The sequence below is a fragment of the Rhizobium sp. SJZ105 genome, assembly GCF_007828365.1.
Classification (GTDB): domain Bacteria; phylum Pseudomonadota; class Alphaproteobacteria; order Rhizobiales; family Rhizobiaceae; genus Agrobacterium; species Agrobacterium tumefaciens.
The window spans coordinates 57246-78822 of record NZ_VIUP01000010.1 but is presented as its reverse complement, the minus strand read 5'-3'; the positions used below and the strand labels follow the sequence as shown (position 1 = coordinate 78822).

Below are 21577 nucleotides of genomic sequence, written 5' to 3'. Positions count from 1 at the left end.
ACGCCACAATCACGCGAAAAAACGCCGGCACATAACTTCTGATTAATACGCCTGCGGCAGAATAGGAATGATAATTACTTTCGATTAAATATCTATCCGGCAAGAAGCGGCGAGTATGTCTGAAATACGCTCATTTATTGCGGACGATCTCGTGTCCGTGGCTGACATGTTTCACCGTTTTTTGCGGAAGAAAGATGGGGCCGCGACAGATGATCTGACCTCATATTTGCGCGCCGTCTTTCTCGAAAATTCAAACATGAATCCGGATATTCACTCCAAGGTCTATGTGCGCGACGATGGCCGCGTGTCTGGATTTCTGGGTGTTTTGCCCGTGGCAATGGAACTTAATGGCCGGAACATACAGGCCGCTGTCTGCTCTTCCTTTGTCGCTGAAGACCGTGAGACCGATCCCTTTGCCGGAGCGCGTTTGCTGCGCGAAGTTTTGGGTGGACCTCAGGAGCTGACATTCGGGGAGACGATCAACGACGTTTCCGCCGATATGTGGAAGACGATGCGCGGCCAGCTGCTCGCCTCCTACAGTCTCGATTGGCTGCGGATTTTACGCCCGGCTTCATTCGGGCTGGAAATAGCCGCTGATCGTTTCTCCAGCACTTTCCGCGCGCTGACGCCGTTCAGCAAGATCATCGATCGCACCATTTCGGCGCGTGGCCATGGGCGAGCATTATCCTATTACGCATCACATCCGGACAAGGTGGACAGCTTTACCGACGACGACGCGAGCGATACCGAATTCGCGCGTCTGGCACGGGAACTCGTCGGCCACTTTCCGCTCCATCCCGTTTGGACCGAGGAAAGCCTGTTGCACATGCTCCAACACGCCAAACGCAAACGTCTGCACGGCGAACCAGTCCAGCGGATTGTGAGGGCCCGCGGCGGTAGAGCGGTGGGGCTTTTTCTTTACCACGGCAATCCAACGGGCATCGGCCGGACGCTGCAGATCATGGCCGTGCCCGGGCAGGAGCAGATCGTGATCGACCGGCTGATCCGCAATGCCTATGATCGTGGTCTCGCGGCCATCAGAGGTCGCACCCAGCCGGCACTGCTGCGGGCGATGCTCGGTAAGAAATGCACGTTTCTGCATGCGTCATCCACCATCGTGCATTCGCGCAATGCGGACCTCCTCAAGGCAGCGACGGATGGAACGGCATTTTTTAACGGCTTTTGCGGTGAAAGCTGGACGCGCCTCATCGGTGACAGCTTTGGTCAGGCGGTCGAGTAATGTGCGGAATTGCCGGATTTTATCGACACGACATGCCGGCCGAGCGCGCAAACGAGCGCCTTGCGCTGATGGCGTCGCGTCTTAAGCATCGTGGTCCAGATGCGCATGGAGCCCTGCTGCGCGGCGATGTCGGCCTTGCCCACGCACGGCTGGCGATTGTGGGCATTGCCGATGGCGCGCAGCCGATGCGAACCGTCGAAGACGATCTTGCCATTTCCTTCAACGGCGAAATCTTCAATCACGTCGAACTGCGCGAAACGCTGTCCGCACGCGGCCACCATTTCCGCACCCACTCCGACACCGAAGTCATCCTGCATGACTATCGAGACAAGGGGCTGGATTGCCTCAACGAATTCAACGGCGATTTTGCCTTCGCCCTGCACGACGCCCGCAACGACACGCTGGTGCTTGCGCGTGACCGGATGGGTGTCCGGCCGCTTTATTACACGTGGCATGAAGGTACGTTTTATTTCGCATCCGAGATCGGGGCGCTTCTGGCGTTGCCGGGAATGACGGCCGAGATCGATCCGGTAGCGCTGGATCAGATATTTACCTTCTGGTTCCCGTTGCCGCCGCGCACCGCCTTTCGCGGCATTCACGAATTGCCGCCCGGTCATCTGATGATCCTGCGCGATGGCGCGTCCACGGTACGGCGCTGGTGGCAGCTTTCCTATCCTGACGGCAAGGACATGGCGCCGCCGGCAAGCCTTGGCGCGCAGGTGGAAGAGCTGACGGCGCTTCTGGCCGACGCAACGCGGATCAGGCTTCGCGCCGATGTGCCTGTCGGCTCCTATCTGTCCGGCGGGCTCGATTCCTCCCTCGTTTCTGCCCTGGCTGCGCAAAGCGTTAGCCGAGGCCTGCGCACATTTTCGCTGGCCTTCGAAAGTGCGGAGCACGACGAAAGTATCTGGCAGAAAACAATGAGCCAGCATCTTGGCGTCGCATCCGAAACCACGGAGTGCTCAACTGCGAACATAGCGCAATACATGCCTGAGGTCATGGAGCACGTGCAGACGCCCATTCTTCGCACAGCACCGGTGCCGCTTTACCTGCTTTCCCGGCATGTGCGCGAACGGGGCATGAAGGTGGTACTGACCGGTGAAGGTGCTGATGAGCTGTTCGCTGGCTACGATATTTTCCGCGAAGCGCGGGTACGGCGCTTTTGCAGCCGCCAGCCGCAATCGGCTCGCCGGCCGAAACTGTTCCAGCGGCTTTATCCCTACCTTCCGGGGCTGAAACAGCAGACGCCGGATTATCTGGCACGCTTCTTCTCCTTCGGCGCAGAAGCCACTGACGAACCGCTGTTTTCCCATCGGCCGCGCTTGCGCTCTACGGCGGCGGCGAAAATCTTCTTTTCAGCGGAATTGAAAGCGCAGCTTGGCGACTACGACGCTGCGGCCGATCTTGCCGCGCAGTTGCCGGAGGATTTCGGGCGCTGGCATCCGCTTCATCAGGCGCAGTACCTCGAGACAGCATTTCTCTTGCCCGGCTATATTCTGTCCAGTCAGGGAGACCGGGTCATGATGGCAAATGGAGTGGAAGGCCGGTTTCCGTTCCTCGATCCCCGTGTGGTAGACTTTGCCGCAGCGCTCCATCCCGAGGCGAAACTGCGCGGTCTGAAGGAAAAATATATCCTTAAACAGGCTGCAGCCGAGTTGGTGCCCGATGCAATCTTAAACCGACCCAAGCAGCCCTATCGCGCGCCCGACGCAGAAGCCTTCGCGGATGCCGGCTATCTCGACACCGTACTTTCTACCGGTCAAGTCAGGACCACCGGCCTGTTCAATGCCCAGGCGGTGGAAAAGCTGACAACCAAGGTGCGGCAAAAACAGGCGACCGGCTTTCGCGACAACGCCGCCTTCGTCGGGATACTCTCGACCCAGCTTCTGCGCGCTGCCACGACCCAGAATTCCACAATGTCATCGCAAAAAATCGAAGGAAGCTCCAAATGACCAATGAAAGCACCGGCATGAAAGCCGAAATTCGCGGTTTCATCATCGAAAACTTTCTGTTCGGTGACGAAAGCCGGCCGTTTGGCGATGATCTTTCGTTGATCGACAATGACATGGTCGATTCCACGGGAATTCTCGAATTGGTGAGCTTCATCGAGGAACGCTACGGCGTCCGCGTTGCCGACGGCGATATCGTACCGGCCAATCTCGATACGATCGACAACATCGCCGCCTTCATCGGTCGCAAGCAGACCGCCTGAAATTTCGGGAAGCGCCAATTGCGTATCGACCACTACCTGCATCGAAGTGCGGAGCGCCATGCCGGCAAGACGGCGCTGGTGGCCGGTGAGACGCGCCTGAGTTACGGCGAACTCAAGACGATGAGCGAGGCTTTCGCCACTGCTCTGATAGCGCGAGGCGCAAACCCGGGAGACCGTGTCGTCCTTGTGCTGGACAATGGCTGGCGCATGGCGGTTGCGGTTTTCGGTTGCTGGATGGCGGGCGCTGTTGCCTGCCCCATCAACCCATCGTCCAAGGCCGCACGCCTTTCGCAAATTCTGGACAGTTGTACGCCCTTTGCGGTGGTTGCCGAGGCCCGGCTGGAAAAGGTCGTTTCGGATGCGGCCGGTTCTTCTCCGTTGTTGCGCATCGTTTCCGGCGCGCCGAACCCAACGGCCGATGGTGTCGATTTTGACGCGATGCTCGAGGAACCGATAGGCGCGCTGCCGCAAAACCTGCTCGATACCGATCTGGCAGTAATCATCTATACATCTGGCTCCACCGGAGAGCCAAAGGGCGTGATGCTGGCGCATGATAACATGGATGCGGCCGTCCGTTCGATTACCTCGTATCTCGGCAATAGGCCGGAAGATATTCTGCTCGGAGTATTGCCGCTTTCGTTCGGATATGGCCTGAACCAGCTGCTTTCCAGCGTTTTCGTCGGCGGCACGCTGGTGATCGAGAAATCCTTCGCCTATCCGCATCTGATTTTCGAGCGTATCCGCGACGAGCGGATCATGGGCTTCGCGCTGGTGCCGACCATGCTGTCCATCATGATGCAGACGCGCGATCTGTCGCCGGCGCTGTTTGAAAGCCTGCGCTACGTCACCGCTGCCGCTGCACCCCTGTCGCCCACCCATAGCGACTGGCTGCGGACCTTTCTGCCGCATGTGCACCTGTTTTGCATGTATGGCCAGACGGAGTGTACCCGTATCAGCTTTCTGCCGCCGGAAGACCTCGACAGGAAACGCGGTTCTGTCGGCATCGCCATTCCGGGCACTGCCATCGCGGTGGTGAACGAGGACGGAGACAGCCTGTTGCCCGGAGAGGTCGGCGAACTCGTGGTCAGCGGGCCGCACGTCATGCGTGGTTATTGGCGCAACGAGGCTGCCACAGCGCGCGCGCTGCGCGTTGATGCTGCAACGGGCCGGACGCGTCTTCACACCGGCGACCTGTTTACCTGCGATGCCGAGGGTTATCTCACCTTCGTTGCCCGCAAGGACGATATCATCAAGTCGCGTGGCGAAAAGGTTGCGCCGCAGGCTGTCGAGGCCGTTCTGCAAGCCATGCCGGGCGTCTCGGACGCATTGGTCGTCGGCGTTGCGCATGAGGTTTTCGGGCAGGCGGTGAAGGCGATCGTGATCGCATCCGACGAGGCGATCACCGCAAAAGACGTCATGCGCTACTGCGCTCTGCACCTCGAAACCCACATGGTGCCAACACTGGTTGAATTTCGCGATTTCCTGCCGACGACGGATACCGGCAAGGTCAGTCGCCGCCTCGCTGCTCAAGATACGGAGAACAATCGATGACGAACAATGCACAGAGCCTGCCTTTCTCGCCGCTTGAACTTGATGCGGCGGCGGAGGTAGAGCGTATCGCCGAAAAAATCCGCCAGTCGCTTCGTTTCAACCTGCGCAAGCGCGGGCTGGTGCTCGGCATTTCCGGCGGTATCGATTCCAGCGTCTGCGCCGCACTTGCCGTTCACGCGCTCGGGGCAGCAAATGTTATTGGCCTGTTCATGCCGGAAAACGATTCCGACCCGGAAAGCCTGCGCTTGGGGCAGGCTTTGGCGACGAAGCTGGGTATGGACTGCGTGCTGGAAGATATCGGCCCTTCGCTTGCCGCCATGGGTTGTTATGAAAGGCGCGATGGCTTCATCCGCGAGGTTGTGCCTGAATACGGGCCGGGCTGGGCCTCCAAGATCGTTTTCGACAACGCCATGAGCACCGGCGCCTATAATATTTCCTCGCTGGTCGTCCGTTCGCCATCGGGCGAAACGCGCAAGGTTCGCCTCTCCGCAAAAGCCTATCTCGGCATCGTTGCGGCGACGAATATGAAGCAGCGCACGCGCAAGCAGTTCGAATATTATCACGCCGACCGCCTGAACTTTGCGGTGCTCGGAACCCCGAACCGCCTGGAGTACGACCAGGGCTTCTTTGTCAAGAACGGCGACGGCGCTGCCGACATCAAGCCGATCGCCCATCTTTACAAATCACAGGTCTATCAACTCGCGGCCCATCTCGGCGTCCCGCAGGAAATCCGCTCCCGCCCGCCGACAACGGATACCTATTCCATGCCGCAGACGCAGGAAGAGTTCTATTTCGCGCTTCCTTACGACAAGATGGATATCTGCCTCTACGGATTGGAACACGGCATGCCTGCAACCGAGATCGCCACGGCGACCGGGTTGACGGAGGACAATGTCCGGTTCGTCTGGACCGATATCGCCGCCAAGCGAAAGGTTGCGCACTATCTGCACCACGCCCCTATCCATTTCCATGAGGGCGCTCAGGCGAAATCCTGAGATTGTTCCAAGCGGCGCCGGCCTGGGCGATCAGGCTGGCGTATGAAACAAACCTCGATATGAATATGTAGCCGCCCGCCAGCAGAAGAGCTGTGAAAGCGGTATGCGGGCGGCAATTACATTTGTTAGTCAAGGCGTTAGTATTGGCAGTGCTTCGCCACCATTCAGTCCGCTGCGAATTCGCACGCCAACAGGGTCTTGTCGCCAAGTGCCGCACCTTCGCGCGCCACAATGGAGACTTTTCCCGGTCCAGCCAGACCTTCAGGCGGCTGCTGGTCCTGCGGAAGCTGCCGGGCATAGCCCTTGCTCGATGTACCCATCAGGTCTGAGGTTTCCGGTTTCAAATCATATTTCGCGGCCAGAGCATCGGCACGCTGGCCCTTGATCAAAACACCGACTGCACCATTGGCGAAGAAGACTTCGTCACTCTCAAACCCATCGCGGCCGATCTGGTTCGGAAGCTTATAGATAGCCGCACCCAAAGACGATGTGTCGGCCTTTGCAAGTTTTTCGGCGGCATCATAAATTTCGGTCGCCGATGTCATCGAATAGGGCGGATTGCACAGGGCCGCATCATAGAATGCGGGATCGATTTCGGCAGCCAAAGCGCTACCGGCATGAAGCGCAGTAATGGCTACGGACATTACGACGGTGCCGCGAAGGAAAGGTGTGAATGCAAACATTGGCGTCCCTTGGAATTTGCCTGTCGTCCGTTTGAAGAGATTGCGTCAGGCTTTGCCATTCCTTGGAGCACCATAATTCACGCCCTGTCGATATACGCAAAGCGTTTTCCCCAGCTCGCCAGAACAAAACTCGTCATCCGACCGCAAGGAAAGCGTGGCGAAAGACGGCATTTCCATAGTGGGGATGAAAATGCTCTGTTGTTGCTAGCCCGGCCGATTCAATACAGTTTGGCCGGCTTCGTGTTTGACAATCCGCAGCATGGGCTGCCCGCCCATCTCGGCGGATTCAAACCGGGCAAGAAGGTCGAATGAGGTTACGGCTTCGCCCGCCTTGAAGCGTTTTCCGTGGACGGCGAGATGTCCAAGCCCAAATACGGCAAGAAGAGCCTCCGTCGGGTTATCCGACGACGTGTCGAAGAGCAAATTCGTTTGGCCGAAATGCTCGAGACCCGTAGTCCGGGCTCTGGTCGCGCCGTCGTCAAAATAGAGTGTTGCCGAAAAATATTGAATATTGTCGCTTGTCACCACGATAACCTCATATTTCCGCTGCACTAGTCCGGCCGTTTTCACAAGCGGCGATAGCCCGTCTAGTCGATTTTTGCGACAATATGATTTGCGCCGTCGTCAGAGCGATTATTCACTGATGGCTCAGAACGGTAACCGTTCGAGATGATCCCGATGCGCCCATGTCAACACGACACAGTTCGCCCGTACAGGTCGACGATTGGCAAAAAACGGTCTGGTGGCATTGCAGTCCGGCTTTATGCGGCAGCGCCAAGAAGTTCCGCCTGACGACGGATCGCAGTCTCGATCACATGCCACAGTGTTTCCGCAGCGGAGCGCATGCCGAGGATGGCAAGGCGGTCCGGCGCGCGCCGGATCACGAAAACGCTCATATGTTCCATGCCTGTGCGCGTGGCAGTCCCTTGCCCGAATGCCGAGGGATCGAGGTTCACCAGCTTCTGCATGAGCGCGACAATCGGCGCCTCGCCTGCGTCGCTCTCGATTTCGAAGGCGACGAAGCCATCGGTCTGTTCCGTCACGGAACAGGAAGGGCAAAGGCTCGCGAGTTCTGCGGCGAAATCCGTTTCGGCCCGGTCTGCGGCCTCAATCAGCCATTGGCCCGGCCCCGTCCAAAAAGCTGAAACCGGGCCTTGCTGGACCCATTTTCCGGGACCCGGCAAGGTGAGGTCAAAGGGCACCGGTTCTTTGACGTTGCGGCGCAGGCTGAGCGATGCGAGGGCAAGCCCTGAATTTTCCTCAAGTCGCAGCGTGCCATGGCGGGCGCGCCGCGAAGTTTGCGCGCCGAGTGCGGTTGTCGGCTTCAAATCAGGCACGGAGTCTCTCTCCCTCAGGGTCGATGAAATGGGGCGAGACCACACGCAATTCGACCGACTGTCCCTGCAAGGGGTTGGCCGCGACGATGATCTCTCCGATACGGTTTGCACCATCGGCAAGGAAACCAAGACCGATGCTGAAACCGAGGTTGGGCGAATAGCAGGCGGATGTGATCCAGCCTTGATCGGTCTCGGTATTCTGGCTGGCGCCGCGGGTAAACAGATGTGAACCTGACACCACAGGGTCCCTTGCCACAAGCGGCTGCAGGCCGACGAGCACCCGGCTTTCGCCGACAAGCCCTTCGCGGCGAGTCATGACGGTACCAATCGCGTCTTTCTTGGCCGAAACCATCCTGCCCATGCCCAGCATCTGCGCCGTCGTCTGGCCGTTCAGCTCGTTTCCGGCAGCATGGCCTTTTTCGATACGCATGACACCAAGCGCTTCCGTCCCGTAGGCGGTGGCTCCAAGATCCGCACCGATCTCCATCAGCCGGGACATCAGGGCATTACCGTAGCGGGCGGGGACTGCAATCTCGTAAGCAAGTTCCCCTGAAAACGAGATCCGGAACAGCCGTGCTCGCAATCCCCCGCAAACCGTCAGTTCGGCGCAGGCCATGAAGGGAAAGGCTGCGTTGGAAAGGTCGAAACCATCGACAATGCGTTCGATAAGGCGGCGGGCGTTCGGACCGGCGACTGCGAGCTGTGCCCAGGCATCCGTTGCCGAGATCAATTGCACATCCAATTCCGGCCACAGGCATTGGCGGGCGAATTCCATGTGACGATAGACCGGGCCGGCCTGGGCCGTGGTCGTGGTGACGATATAATGATCCTCACCCAGACGGGCACAGGTGCCGTCATCATAGGCGTGGCCGTCTTCCCGCAGCATCAGGCCGTAACGGACCATGCCGACCTTGAGGCTCTTCATTGCATTGCAGTAGAGACGGTCGAGAAATTCAGCCGCATCGGCGCCCTGAACATCCACCTTGCCAAGCGTCGTCACATCGCAGATGCCGACGCCCTTTCGGGTGGCCAGAACCTCGCGGTCGACGGATTGCCGCCAATGGGTCTCCCCGGCTTGAGGGAAATATTGGGCACGCATCCATTGACCGACTTCGACGAAAACGGCGCCATGCGCTTCAGCCCAGGCATGGCTGGGTGTGAGGCGGCGCGGACGGAAATGTGCGCCGGTGTCGCCGCCGCCGAGTACCGCCATCGAAACCGGCGTATAGGGAGGGCGAAAAATCGTCGTACCCGTATCCGGTATCGATTTACCCGTCAGTTCGGACATGATTGCCAAAGCGGTGGCATTCGATGTCTTGCCCTGGTCAGTTGCCATACCAAGCGTGGTCCAGCGCTTGAGATGCTCGATGGGCCGCATGTTTTCCTGATGGGCGAGCTTGATGTCCTTGACCGTGACGTCGTTCTGAAAATCGACCCAGGCGCGCCCTTTCCCAGGCACATGCCACAGGGGCTTGATGCCGATTTGCGTATCCTCGGCCTCCGGCAGGGCTGGCCTGGATGCGGCGATCCCCATTTGCTCCAGAGCCGTTATGGCAGCGGATGCACCGGAGATCAGCGCCGCCCCCGTGCTGCCTTTGCCGGCCGCCGCCCCTGCAACGAGCATATGCGAGGGTACGTCGCCGGGCAGGAATGCCTGTAGCCCGTCATCCCATAACGGGCGACCGCGCTGGTGCGATGTAAGATGAACATTGGGGTTCCAGCCCCCGGAGATACCAAGCGCACCGCAATCGATGGTTTCGTCATAGCCATCCTTGCGGACATCGATGGAAACCAACCCCAGCCTGCCTTTGCTGCCGGTAACTGTCGCCCCCGCAATCAGGCGGTATTCCGCAAGCGCCCGCGCATCCGGGCGCGGATCGATGACTGCGGCGATCTCGACACCTTTCGCAGCCAGGTCGACAGCGGTCCGATGGCCGTCATCGTTATTGGTGAAGATTGAGACCCTGCCTGCCGGACTGACTGCCCAGCGATTGGCATAGGCACGCAGCGAACCGGCAAGCATGATCCCCGGCCGGTCGTTATTTTTAAAGGGGATATGCCTCTCTGTCGCCCCGGCGGCAAGCACCGTGCGCTTTGCAGTGATGCGCCAGAGGGACTGGCGTACGCCCTTTGGTGCGGTAAGATGGTCGGAAACCCGCTCGACCGCACCGAATATCCCATGGTCGAATGAGCCGAAAACCGTGGTGCGGCGCATGACGCGCAGGTTCGGCAGGGTTGAAAACTCCGCCTCGAGCGTTCCGATCCAGTCGGTTGCAGGGGCGCCGTCGAGCAGGTGGCTCTCTGCAAGCAGGCGACCTCCGAGGCGATTGTCCTCGTCCGCCAGAATAACCTTGGCACCGGCACGCGCCGCGGTCAGGGCAGCAGCCAGACCGGCCGCTCCGGCGCCGATGACCAGCAGATCGCAGTGAAGGAACCCCTTGTCGTAACTGTCGGGGTCCGGTTTCATCGACAGGCTTCCAAGTCCCGCAGCCTTGCGAATGGCGGGCTCATAGAGCTTTTCCCAGAACGCCTTCGGCCACATGAACGTTTTGTAGTAAAAGCCTGCGGTCAGGAAATCGGCAAACAGATCATTGATCGCAAGGGCATCGAAAGACAGGGACGGCCAGCGGTTCTGGCTTTTCGCCTCCAGCCCGTCGAACAGTTCGACCGTCGTGGCGCGGGTATTAGGCTCCAGCCGCGATCCCGTGCGCAATTCGACCAGCGCATTCGGCTCTTCTGAGCCGGCAGAGATCACGCCTCTGGGGCGATGATATTTGAAGCTGCGCCCCATCAGGCGGACATCGTTTGCCAGAAGTGCCGAGGCGAGCGTGTCGCCGGGATGCCCCTGATAATTCTTTCCATCGAAGGTGAAATGCAGCACCTTGCTGCGGTCGATCAAGCCGTCCTTCAGTCTCATGCTTCATCTGCCTTCTGACGGAGCGCTACCTCGTTTGCGAGTTCCGCTCCGAGGATTTCATGGGTGACGGTGTTTCGCGTGACCACGAGCCAGCTGCGATCACCCTGTTCGTGAAACCACAGTTCCCGATGCAGGCCGGCGGGATTGTCACGCAGATAGACATAATCGTTGAAGTCTTTCGCAGCGCTCTCGGCCATTCCGTCCGGGCGATGCAACAAGGCGGCATCGCCGAGATAGGTGAATTCCTGAGCGTCGCGCGGCCCGAGCAGTGGGTGAGGGATCAGCATTGTTCAAGCCTCAGTGAAGGTTCGGTTGGGCGCCGGCGCCCTTTTCGTCGATGACATAGCCCTTTTCGAACCGGTCGAGCCGGTAGGCCTTGGCCGTGTCATGCGGGGTATCGGTGGCCAGCAGATGCGCGAATGCATAGCCGCTGGCCGGCGTCGCCTTGAAGCCGCCGTAACACCAGCCGGCATTGAGATAGAGGCCCTTCACAGGCGTGTGGTCGATGATCGGTGAACCGTCCATCGACATGTCCATGATGCCGCCCCATATGCGCAGCAGGCGCGCCCGGCCGATCATCGGCATCAGCGCCATGCCGCCCTCGGCGACATCTTCGATGACGGGCAGATTGCCGCGCTGGGCATAGGAATTATAGCCGTCGATATCGCCACCGAAGACCAGGCCACCCTTGTCGGACTGGCTGACGTAGAAATGGCCTGCTCCGAAGGTTATGACGCCCGGTATGGTCGGCTTCAGTCCTTCCGAAACGAAGGCTTGCAGCACATGGCTTTCAATAGGCAGACGCATGCCCGCCATGGCCATGACGCGGCCGGTCGATCCCGCTACGGCGACGCCGACCTTTCCGGCACCGATGTAGCCACGGCTGGTTTCCACGCCTTTGATCGTTCCATCCTCGATGCGAAATCCCTGGACTTCGCAGTTCTGGATAAGATCGACCCCTGCCAGATCAGCGCCGCGCGCGTAACCCCAGGCAACGCCATCGTGGCGGGCAGTTCCAGCGCGGCGCTGGTAAAGGCCGCCCTTGATTGGAAAGCGTGCGTTGTCGAAATTGAGAAACGGGATCATGGCGCGGAGATCGTCTTGTGCCAGCAGTTGCGCATCCGCACCGGCCAGCAGCATGGCGTTGCCGCGACGGCGGTAGGCATCGCGCTGCGCGTCGGTGTGGAACAGGTTCACAATTCCGCGCTGGCTTACCATCGCATTGAAATTGAATTCCTGTTCAAGCCCTTCCCAGAGTTTCATCGAAAACTCATAGAATGGCTCGTTTCCGGGCAGCAGATAGTTTGAGCGGATGATCGTGGTGTTGCGCCCAATGTTTCCCGATCCCAGCCAGCCTTTTTCCAAAACGGCGATCCGCGACTTGGAAAAGGTTTTGGCTAGATAATAGGCCGTTGCAAGTCCATGACCGCCACCGCCAACAATGATGAAATCGTAATGAGGTTGCGGATCGGGGTTCCGCCACAGTGGGCGCCAGCCCTTGTGGCCAGTCAGGGCCTGTTTGAAAACCTGGAGAGCCGAATAGCGCAAATCTGTGTTCCTCGAAAACAGGGCGGTTGTCCAAGTTTATAGCGCGATACCGCACGATTTTTTTATCCGTGACGGACGCATTATTGTCCATTTTGGCCAAGTCGGCTAAGCTTGCCCTGGGGATTGTCTTGGAGCAGGTCATGCACGCCGAAGGGTCGATGTCGATCGGGTTCATACTCATTGAGGGTTATGCGCTGATGTCGTTGGCTGCGGCGGTTGAGCCGCTGCGCGCGGCCAATCACCTTGCCGGCAAAACGCTCTACCATTGCCGGTTTTACTCCGCGAATGGCGGGTTTGGCGCATCCACGTCAGGCGGAGGTTTCGATACCGCGCCCGTTTCGCGGGCTTTGTCTGAGAAGCTGGATCTGGTCTTCATCGTCGCGGGCGGAAATCCCATGCTCTATGAAGATCCGGCACTTGTGCGCAACCTGCGCACGCTCAACCAGCGGGGTGTCAAGCTCGGAGGCATTTCCGGCGGCGCGGCGATCCTTGCCAAATCCGGTCTGATGACGGGCAGACGTTTTACCGTTCACTGGACCCACATCGATCCGCTTAGTGAATATGCCAGCGATCTCCTGATCGAGCGTGCGCTCTACGTCATCGATCGCGATCGTTACACTTGCGCGGGCGGCGTTGCCGCCATTGACATGATGGGGGCTTTTATTGCGAAAGACCATGGTTCTGCATTCGCGCGCGATGTCAGCGAATGGTTCATACATCCGCGTTTGAGAACGGCCGATGAGCCTCAGTTGGGCCGCGCTAGCCAACGTTTCAACGTCCACCACCCGGTACTCGAAGCTGCGATTGAACTCATGACGACCCATGTCGCGGATCCCCTGTCGCCGGAGCAGCTGGCGCAATTGTGCGGCAGCAGTATTCGCCAGCTCCATCGCCTGTTTTCCAGCCATTTCGACCAGTCCATGATGTCTTTTTACCGTGGTCTTCGGCTGGCAAAGGCGGATGAGCTGCTGCAGCAGACCTCGCTTTCGATCGTTGACGTGGCCTTGCTGACGGGGTTCTCGACCGCTGCCCATTTCACCCGTTGCTACACCCAGAAACACGGCGTCCCGCCCAGCAGAAGGCGTCGTGCCGGGAGAGATTTCGAGCAGCCGTCCGATGGTACCTGACGCCCTACCGGAACAGCGTGCGGTTTTTGCGGTGACACTTCGGCAAGGCCGTGCGTCATGCCTGACGTGAAAGGGCCGTTTCGCGCTCCGCATCATGGATCAAGCCCATGATACTCTCGCTCATATCGGCATAGACGCCATTGTTTTCGACCACGCCTTTAACCCGATAGCGGTCCATGACAACAATGCGGTCGGCCAGTGCCACCATCTCCGGCATGTCACTGGTAATGACGAGAATGGCGGTGCCGCCGTCTGCAAGCTCGCGCAGCAGATCGTGCAGATAGGCCTTGGTCTTGATGTCGATGCCAACAGAAGGTTCGTCTACAATCAGCAGCTTCACGTCGGCGGCAAGCCACTTGGCGACGCTGATCTTCTGCTGGTTGCCGCCGGAAAGATTACCCACGGTCTGGCTCAGGCTCGGCGTCTTCACCTCAAGTTTCTGCAGGAAAGGGGTGACCGCCGCACGGATGCGGCTGTCGGAAAGCACGCCGAATGCGTTTGAGAGCTTGCGCCAGATGGGAACGCCCGCATTGGCGAGAACGGAATGCTGGAGAATGAGGCCGTCACCCTTGCGGTCCTCGCTGACATAACCGACGCCGTATTCGTGGATGGCTTCGGCAACGGAGCGTATGCGGGCCGGGCGATCTTCGATCCGGACTTCGCCCTCCGTGACGGCGAATTTACCCATGATCGATTTTGCCAATTCGGTGCGCCCCGCGCCCACCAGCCCGTAAAGGCCGACGATTTCACCCTTGTGCACGGAAAGACTGACATCGCGATGGCCGATTGCGGTAGAAACACCTTTGAGCTCAAGCACCAGCGGATTGTGCTTGACCGCGCGTTTGCGCCAGCCACCGCCGCCTTCGGCACGGCCAATCATCAGGCGCACCAGGTCCTGGCGTCCGAGACCTTCCATCGACCGGCTTTCGCAGGCGTTTTCGCCATCCCGCAGAACCGTTACCCGGTCGCAGATATCCAGAACCTCTTCCAGTTTGTGGCTGACGAAGACAAGGCTTGCGCCGTCATCGCGCAGGCGGCGCAGAATGCGGAAGAGATTGTCCGTTTCGCTCGGGGTCAGCGATGTCGTGGGTTCGTCGAGCAAAAGAACCCGGCTTTGCAGGGAGAGCGCCTTTGCAATTTCCACGAGCTGCATTTGCGCCACGGAAAGCTCGGATACCGGCATCGCCGGATCGACTTCCAGATTGAGAGCCTGCAGCCAGCGGCGTGCATCGCGGTTCAGCGCGGCGTAGTCGATGGGTTTGAGATAGTGCGCCCCAAGCTTTTCCATGTGGATATTCTCGGCAATCGAGAAGCGCGGGATGAGGTTGCGTTCCTGATGGACGACACCGATGCCGCGGGCAATGGCCTCGCGCGGGTTGCCGAAGCGCACTTCCTCGCCATCGACAAGGATCTGGCCACTGCTCTGATGGTGAACGCCGGTAATGACCTTGATCAACGTCGATTTGCCGGCGCCGTTCTCACCTAGCAACGCGTGGATCGATCCCGGCTCCAGCGAAAGATTGACGCCCTTGAGCGCCCGAACGCCGGGAAACACTTTTTCGATGTTGCGCGCCTGAAAAACAGGTTGCTTGTCCATGATGTCAGGCCTTTCCTGTCTTTTTGCCGAGATGCGTTTCGCGCAGGCGGTTGATGCCGACGGCGGCGAGGATCATTGCGCCAAGCACCACCTGCACGAGGAACGGATCGATGGAGAACAGCACGAGTGCCTGCGTGATGATGGCAACGATGACGACGCCGAGCAGGGTCGCCCCCACGCTGACATGCCCGCCAGCCAGTACGGCACCGCCGATAACGGGTGCGGCAAAGGACAGGATGAGCCAGTCATCGCCAATGGACGGCTGGCCGATCTGCAGGCGGGATACGAGCAGAATGCCGGCGACCGACGCCAGGAGGCCGGAAATGCCGTGCGCCACAATCATTGTCGTGCGGATCGAAATGCCGGAAAGCTCTGCCGCATGGCTGTTGCCGCCAATGGCAAGGATGAAGCGGCCTATCGGCTGGCGGCGCAGCATGAACCACAGCGCGAATGCAATGATGATGGTGGGTGCGGCGAGCCACGGAACCGGGCCAACGAGCAGTGCCGAGCCGAAGGCTTTCACCGATTCCGGCACGCCGTAGAACGGCTCCGCCCGGGTGATGCCGAGGTTGATACCCTTGTAGATCGACAGGGTCGCCAGTGTGATGACGAAGGCGGAAATGCCTGTGATGGCGATCAGCAGACCGTTGAGCATGCCGCAGACAACACCGATCAGTACCGCAGCAATGGCGGCCACCGGTGCCGGAAGCCCCCAGACCTGCATCAGTCCCGCAAAGGATATTGCCGCCAGTCCGCCGATTGCGCCCACGGACAGGTTCATCTGGCCAATGGCAATGATGATCATCTGGGAAAAGGCGATGAGCGCATTGACCGCGATTGCAAGAAGCAAAATCTGGATGTTGAAGGAAGAGAGGAAGTTGGGGCTGAAGCTGCGGATAAGCGCGATTGCCAGCACCGTGACCAATAGAGGGCCGAACCAGTCGGTTCTGGCAAGGCGTAGAAGGGTGTTGTCGGTCTTCATCGTCCAGTCCTCAAGCCAGGTTACGTCGGGCGAGATAGCTTCGCCGCGCCTTGTCCATCAAAACCGCTAGCAACAGCAGCAGGCCGAGAAATGTCTGGACCCAGAATTCACCGAGCTGAAGCAGCAGCAGGCCGCTGGTGAGCATGGTGACCAAAAGTGCGCCAAGACAGGTGCCGAGCACCGAAACCTTGCCGCCCTGCAAAAGCGTGCCACCGAGAACCGGGCCGAGAAATGCTGGCAGAAGCCAGTCCTGCCCAAGCTGGCCTGCCATGGAAGGAATGGCGGCGCCCGTGCGCGTCACCAGCATCAGGGCGGCGAGTGCTGCAAGCAGGCCCGACAGCATGTGACAGGCAATGAAGATACGGTCGACCCGAATGCCGGAAAGTTCCGCCGCTTCCGGGCGTGCGCCTGCCGCCAGCATTTCGCGGCCAAGAACGGTGCGTCGGTAGAGAAAGGACAGGGCAAGCGCCGTTGCGAGCGTGACGAGAAGCAGCGGCGAGAAATAGGTCGCGAGCTTCATTTTTCCGAAGGCTGCGAAGATCGGCGGTAGGCCACGGTAGGCCTCGGCGCGCGTCAGGAAGATCATCACGCCGAAAAAGATGCTCATGGTGGCAAGCGTGATGATGAAGCTGTGCAGCCCCGTGCGGATGACGGTCCAGCCATTGACGAAACCGAGCGCCGCGCCGGTGGCGAGACCGCCAATGAGGGCGAGCGGCCACGGCACGCCAAGCACCTCGATCAGATAACCACAGGCCATGGCCGCCGAGACGCCGATCGCTCCAACGGCAAGATTGAGGCCGCCAGTCACGATCACCGCCATCATCGACAGGCCGATCATGATGTTGATCGCGGCACTGCGACCAAGCGTGAACAGATTGAAAGGCGAAAGGAAGCCGCTGGCCGCGACGCCAAAAATGACGGCGAAGACGACGATCAGCAGAATGAGGCCAAATTCATTGGTCAGAAAAAAGCGGCCTTGCGAAAGGCTGGACCCCATTCGTCTGTCGCCCTCCTGCGAGCCCTTTGTGAGCAAAGTATCGTTCACGGTCATGAAACTGTCCCGGTATTGGTTCGCCCGAAGCGCCTGCGCGGGTCGCCTGGTCATTGCGCTGCGGCCTGAAAGAATATTTTCTGGCGGGGCAGATTGCCGGGCGCGGTCGTTTGCCGCCCGGCAATCGCTCGAGGCATGATTAGTTGCAGCTCAGATAGGTCGTATCGAAGTTGGTGAGCAGCTTTTTAGTCTCGGCGCGCATGGCATCGATGTAGTTGTCCACCTTGGCGGCATCGACATAGGCGGTGCCGGAATCGATGAACTTGGTCGTCAGCGCATTGGATTTGAACGGCGCATCTTCTTTCACCTTGCAGCCGGCCTGAAGTTTGCTCAGTGCAAACGCGCCGATATAACCCTGGCCATAGGGGTTCTGAAGCATCGTGCCGTCGACGAAACCGTCCTTGATCGCTTTCAGCACGACTTCGTCGTGGTCGATGCCGACCATGTGGATACGCTTGTCGCCGATCTTGCGCAGTGCGTTGGAGGCAACGACCGCAGGAACCCAGGCTGTGGTCACGATACCGTCCACTTCGGAAGCGTGGGCGGCCAGGTAGGCGCTGATCTTTTCTTCCGCCGGTTCCGGCGCGTCGATATCGGCGATGACCTGAACGACCTCGGCGCCGGCTTCGTCAGCTGCCTTTTTTACGGCATCGATACGAAGCTGGGTGTTGGGGTCAACAAGGAAGCCGGTGAAATGAGCGATGCGTTTTTTGCCCGCTCCCATCGCCTTGATCAGCTCCTTGGTGCCGAGATAAGCGGAATTACCGGTGTCGGTACCAAGGCAGAAGGCGGCGGGCGAGGGGTCCTTGAAGCATCCGGCGCCAGCAATCACATTCGCGCCGTTGCCGGTCAGTTCCTCTGCTGTCGAGACCGCGCCGACGGGATCGCCTGGGAAAATCAGGAAGCCGTTATAACCCTGGCTCAGAAGGCTTTCGAGAAGCTGGTTCTGCTGTGCCAGTTCCCACTTTTGCGGCACCTTATAGTCGGCGCCAGCCAGGCCGAAGTCCTTGGCCGCGTCCTTGCCGGCCTGTTCCCAGGCGGCGAAATAAGGGTGCGGACCGCCCGGAACGAGGGCGATCTTGCTGGCGTCCGCCGCCTGCGCGACACCGCACGCTCCCGCGCCGATGATTGCGGCAGCGACGAGGCTGCGCATGAAATACGTCATGTTTTTCTCCTCCATGAAACGGCCTGCTCCTTAAAAAAAGCGACTGGAACCTCCCTTAATCGCTCTTTCTCCCAACAGCCGACTTGCGTAAGCACCATGGACACTAGTATACTTGTATCCAAGTAGCAATGAGATTTTCACGACCGCCTTTTGAAGGGGAGCGTTCATGACGAAAAACACCACTGCCGGTTTCACTGGGCGCGGCTCTCATCAAGAGGCCCCCGGCTCCGGAATCGAAAGCGTGGAGCTTGTGGTCAATCGTTATGGCTCGGTTGCCGATCAGGTTCATGCGGCGTTGCGTCAGGCGATCGTCGAGGTCCGCCTAGCGCCCGGTGCGCCGATCAGTGAAAACTCGATCTGCCGTCAGTTTTCGGTGTCGCGCACCCCGGTGCGTGCCGCGATCCAGCGCCTGTCGGAAGAGGGTCTTGTGGACGTCTATCCGCAACTCGGCAGCTTTGTTGCGCCGATCAGGCTTGGCGAAATTCAGGACAGCCATTTTATCCGCCGTTCACTCGAAGTGGCTTTGCTGCGCGAAGTCGCGCCGAAGTGGACGAAAGAAATGAGCCGTACGATGCGCGACGTCATCGCCGAGCAGGAAAGAGTGATTGCCGCCAACGACGCATCCGGCTTCTTCCATGCCGACGAGGCGTTTCATCGCCTGCTCGGCACGTTTTCCGGTCGCGAAGGTGTCTGGCAGGCGATCCTTGCCGCCAAGGTGACCCTGTCGCGGTTCCATCGTTATTGGGCAAAGCCGGAACGATTGCCCGCCGTCATCGAAGAGCATCTGGCAGTCGTGGATGCTCTCGATCGTGGCGATGCCGAAGGTGCGGAAAAGGCGCTGGTGACGCATCTGGATATGGTTTTCGTGATCTACGAACAGTTGCCTGAAGAAGAGCGGAAGCATTTGTCCATTTGATAGTGGACGTGGAGGAGACAGAATGGAACTGAAACACAAGACGGCGCTCGTGACAGGCGCTTGTGGCGGCATCGGCCGTGCCGTGGTTGCGGCGCTGGTCGCGCAAGGGGCGAGGGTAATCGCCTTCGATCGCGACATCGAAGCTGTTGCGGCGCTTGCGGAGGGGTTTGGCGGTGCTTGTGATCCCGTCGCCGTCGATCTCGGCGATGCGACTGCGCTGCAGGCCGTCATGAAAGATGTCGCCAACCGTTTCGAGGTCATAGACATTCTCGTCAACAATGCCGGTGTGCTGTCGCCGCACAAGCTGGGAGCGACCACGCTTGATGACTGGCACAGGCTGATGGCCGTCAATCTCGATGCCGCCCTGCTGCTGACGCAGGCCGTCGTTCCCGCCATGAAGGAAAACCGCTGGGGGCGGCTGATCAACATCTCGTCCTATGCCTGGAAGTCCGGTGGCCTGACGGCGGGCACGGCCTATTCGGTCTCGAAATCGGCGCTGGTGGGCCTCACTTACTCGTCCGCTCGCGAACTTGCCCCTTTCGGCGTCACCGCCAATGCAGTCGCGCCGGCCTATGTGGTTTCGCCGATGATCATGGAGCAACTGTCAGAGGAAGACCGCCAGCGCCAGCTTGCAGCCATTCCGGTCGGGCGGTTCTGCCAGCCGGAGGAGGTGGCCCATACCGTAGGTTTCCTCGCCTCGCCGCTGTCCGGCTTCATGACCGGCACTGTCGTTGACATGAATGGCGGCCTGCAATTCGGCTGAGATACGGAGATAAATGACCATGACAGAACGCCTCTCGTCCCTTGCGTTGCCGCATCTGCCAAACGACGTCCTTTTGCCCGCCTATGACCGCAAAGCGGTGACACCGGGTATCGTGCATCTCGGCGTTGGCGCTTTTCACCGCGCCCATCAGGCGGTCTTCATCGACGATTGCCTGGCGCGTGGCGAAACCGGCTGGGGCATTGTCGCTGCCTCGCTGCGCAGCCCCGATACTCGCGATGCCATCGCGCCGCAGGACAATCTCTATACATTCTGCCTGCGTGACGGTGAAAACGAAACGCTGCGGATTGTCGGTTCAATCCTCGAGACCATCGTCGCTCCTGAGGATCCGGAGCGGCTGCTGCAAGCCATGACCGATCCGCGGGTCAGAATCGTCACGTTGACGGTCACGGAAAAGGGTTACCTCGCCGATTTGTCGGCGGGCACGCTTCTTCGTGACCATCCCGATGTCGTTCATGATCTGGCGCATCCGCAAAAGCCGCGCTCCGCGCTCGGTTTTCTGCTGGAAGCGACAAGACGCCGGCGGGCCGCCGGGGCTGTGCCGCTGACTTTGCTCTCCTGCGACAATCTTCCGTCCAACGGTCGCATCCTGCACCGTCTTCTGGTGGAGATGGCTGGTCTCACCGATAATGATCTCGCTGCCTTCATCGCGGAAAATCTCTCCTGCCCCTGCGTCATGGTGGACCGCATCGTGCCCGCCACCACCGCAACTGACCGCGAGCGTGTGACGGCGCGTCTCGGCTGCGAGGATGCCTGGCCGGTAATTGCGGAACCCTACTTCCGCTGGGTAATCGAGGATCGCTTTCCGCACGGTCGCCCCGGCATCGAGCTGTCAGGTGCCGAAATCGTTGATGAGGTCGAGCCGTATGAGCATATGAAGCTCAGGATGCTGAACGGCGCTCACACCGCCATGGCCGCAATCGGCCAATGCAGCGGGCTTGAGACGATCGCCGATATCTATGCCGATGCGCGTGTACGCGGTTACGTCGACCGTTACTGGCGGGAGGTTGGTTCGACATTGAGCCCGGCCGTCAGCGGACCGGACTATGTTGCCGGTCTGCGCCAGCGTTTCGCCAACCCCGCCCTTCGTCATCGCGCCGCCCAGATCGCCTCTGACGCTTCACAGAAAGTGCCGCAGCGCATTCTCGCGCCGCTTGCGGAGCTACGTGCCGCAGGCGCGCCGAATACGGCCGCTCTTTTTGCTGTTGCCATGTGGATACGGTCCTGCGCAGCGCTGAACGAGCGGGGAGAGGCAATTGTCATGGCCGATCCGGCATTTTCCGAATGGAGTGCACCCACCGGCAACGGCGAAGAGCAGGACGCGGTCATCGACCGGTTTTTAACATTCCGTCGCGTCTTCGGGCCTGAATGGCAGGCGGATGAGGCATTCGTAACGGCGCTTCGGGCGGTCTATCGCGACATCGTCCAATACGGCGCACTCGGCGCCATCGAACGGCATTTTTCGGAGGAGTAGA

19 protein-coding genes are annotated in these 21577 nt (G+C 59.7%); 9 read left to right on the top strand and 10 right to left on the bottom strand.

All coding sequences use genetic code 11. The features are described from left to right. Nucleotides 1-256: 256 nt before the first annotated feature. From FB593_RS22480 to nadE, 5 genes are read left to right on the top strand one after another with little or no spacing between them, the layout of a single operon-like run. Nucleotides 257-1240: a hypothetical protein gene (locus FB593_RS22480; protein WP_321186302.1), complete on the top strand. Its 984-nt coding sequence runs from the start codon at nucleotides 257-259 to the stop codon at nucleotides 1238-1240. After that, nucleotides 1240-3192: an asparagine synthase (glutamine-hydrolyzing) gene (gene asnB / locus FB593_RS22475; protein ID WP_145167005.1), complete on the top strand. Its 1953-nt coding sequence runs from the start codon at nucleotides 1240-1242 to the stop codon at nucleotides 3190-3192. The genes FB593_RS22480 and asnB overlap by 1 nt, the downstream gene beginning before the upstream one ends. After that, nucleotides 3189-3452 (top strand): acyl carrier protein, encoded by a 264-nt coding sequence (locus tag FB593_RS22470; RefSeq protein ID WP_003518245.1) that lies wholly within the window; start codon nucleotides 3189-3191, stop codon nucleotides 3450-3452. The genes asnB and FB593_RS22470 overlap by 4 nt, the downstream gene beginning before the upstream one ends. An 18-nt stretch (nucleotides 3453-3470) precedes the next feature. After that, nucleotides 3471-5003, top strand: coding sequence for a class I adenylate-forming enzyme family protein (locus tag FB593_RS22465; protein ID WP_145167004.1), 1533 nt, complete (start codon nucleotides 3471-3473; stop codon nucleotides 5001-5003). Further along, nucleotides 5000-5998 (top strand): NAD(+) synthase, encoded by a 999-nt coding sequence (nadE, locus tag FB593_RS22460; protein WP_038494818.1) that lies wholly within the window; start codon nucleotides 5000-5002, stop codon nucleotides 5996-5998. The genes FB593_RS22465 and nadE overlap by 4 nt, the downstream gene beginning before the upstream one ends. 164 nt (nucleotides 5999-6162) lie before the next feature. Here the strand turns inward: nadE and FB593_RS22455 are convergent, their stop codons facing one another. The 6 genes from FB593_RS22455 to FB593_RS22430 form a co-directional block, all read right to left on the bottom strand. Then, nucleotides 6163-6681, bottom strand: a complete 519-nt coding sequence (locus FB593_RS22455; RefSeq protein ID WP_013762224.1) for a hypothetical protein — start codon at nucleotides 6679-6681, stop codon at nucleotides 6163-6165. Nucleotides 6682-6885: 204 nt separating this feature from the next. Next, entirely contained in the window at nucleotides 6886-7209 is a 324-nt protein-coding gene (locus tag FB593_RS22450; RefSeq protein ID WP_321186301.1) for a hypothetical protein, read from the bottom strand. Between the two features lie 233 nt (nucleotides 7210-7442). Next, the gene (locus FB593_RS22445) at nucleotides 7443-8018 is read right to left on the bottom strand and encodes a sarcosine oxidase subunit gamma (protein ID WP_112155623.1); all 576 of its coding nucleotides are present in this window, start codon (nucleotides 8016-8018) and stop codon (nucleotides 7443-7445) included. After that, on the bottom strand, nucleotides 8011-10935 hold the full coding sequence (locus FB593_RS22440) for a sarcosine oxidase subunit alpha family protein (protein ID WP_145167003.1): 2925 nt from the start codon (nucleotides 10933-10935) through the stop codon (nucleotides 8011-8013). Before FB593_RS22440 ends, FB593_RS22445 begins: the two co-directional genes overlap by 8 nt. Next, nucleotides 10932-11222, bottom strand: a complete 291-nt coding sequence (locus FB593_RS22435) for a sarcosine oxidase subunit delta (protein WP_112155625.1) — start codon at nucleotides 11220-11222, stop codon at nucleotides 10932-10934. Before FB593_RS22435 ends, FB593_RS22440 begins: the two co-directional genes overlap by 4 nt. A gap of 10 nt (nucleotides 11223-11232) precedes the next feature. Further along, entirely contained in the window at nucleotides 11233-12483 is a 1251-nt protein-coding gene (locus FB593_RS22430; RefSeq protein ID WP_003518227.1) for a sarcosine oxidase subunit beta family protein, read from the bottom strand. A 140-nt stretch (nucleotides 12484-12623) separates the two neighbouring features. Between FB593_RS22430 and FB593_RS22425 the strand changes: the two genes are divergently transcribed. Further along, nucleotides 12624-13610: a GlxA family transcriptional regulator gene (locus FB593_RS22425; protein ID WP_145167002.1), complete on the top strand. Its 987-nt coding sequence runs from the start codon at nucleotides 12624-12626 to the stop codon at nucleotides 13608-13610. A 55-nt stretch (nucleotides 13611-13665) separates the two neighbouring features. Here the strand turns inward: FB593_RS22425 and FB593_RS22420 are convergent, their stop codons facing one another. From FB593_RS22420 to FB593_RS22405, 4 genes are all read right to left on the bottom strand, one after another. Beyond that, nucleotides 13666-15207, bottom strand: coding sequence for a sugar ABC transporter ATP-binding protein (locus tag FB593_RS22420; RefSeq protein WP_145167001.1), 1542 nt, complete (start codon nucleotides 15205-15207; stop codon nucleotides 13666-13668). A gap of 4 nt (nucleotides 15208-15211) precedes the next feature. Beyond that, nucleotides 15212-16189, bottom strand: coding sequence for an ABC transporter permease (locus tag FB593_RS22415; protein ID WP_019566869.1), 978 nt, complete (start codon nucleotides 16187-16189; stop codon nucleotides 15212-15214). A gap of 10 nt (nucleotides 16190-16199) precedes the next feature. Beyond that, entirely contained in the window at nucleotides 16200-17240 is a 1041-nt protein-coding gene (locus tag FB593_RS22410; protein WP_019566870.1) for an ABC transporter permease, read from the bottom strand. A gap of 139 nt (nucleotides 17241-17379) precedes the next feature. Beyond that, nucleotides 17380-18420: a sugar ABC transporter substrate-binding protein gene (locus FB593_RS22405; RefSeq protein WP_019566871.1), complete on the bottom strand. Its 1041-nt coding sequence runs from the start codon at nucleotides 18418-18420 to the stop codon at nucleotides 17380-17382. Nucleotides 18421-18571: 151 nt separating this feature from the next. Here FB593_RS22405 and FB593_RS22400 point away from each other — a divergent pair, with 151 nt between their 5' ends. Genes FB593_RS22400 through FB593_RS22390 form a run of 3 tightly spaced genes read left to right on the top strand, consistent with a single transcriptional unit; the run spans nucleotide 18572 to nucleotide 21576 of the window. After that, nucleotides 18572-19321 carry a GntR family transcriptional regulator gene (locus FB593_RS22400; protein WP_019566872.1) on the top strand — a complete coding sequence of 250 codons (750 nt, stop codon included), beginning with the start codon at nucleotides 18572-18574 and terminating at the stop codon, nucleotides 19319-19321. A 22-nt stretch (nucleotides 19322-19343) separates the two neighbouring features. After that, complete coding sequence (locus tag FB593_RS22395) at nucleotides 19344-20084, top strand: SDR family NAD(P)-dependent oxidoreductase (protein ID WP_003518213.1); 741 nt, start codon at nucleotides 19344-19346, stop codon at nucleotides 20082-20084. A 19-nt stretch (nucleotides 20085-20103) separates the two neighbouring features. Beyond that, the gene (locus FB593_RS22390) at nucleotides 20104-21576 is read left to right on the top strand and encodes a mannitol dehydrogenase family protein (RefSeq protein ID WP_065705832.1); all 1473 of its coding nucleotides are present in this window, start codon (nucleotides 20104-20106) and stop codon (nucleotides 21574-21576) included. Nucleotide 21577 lies beyond the last annotated feature (1 nt).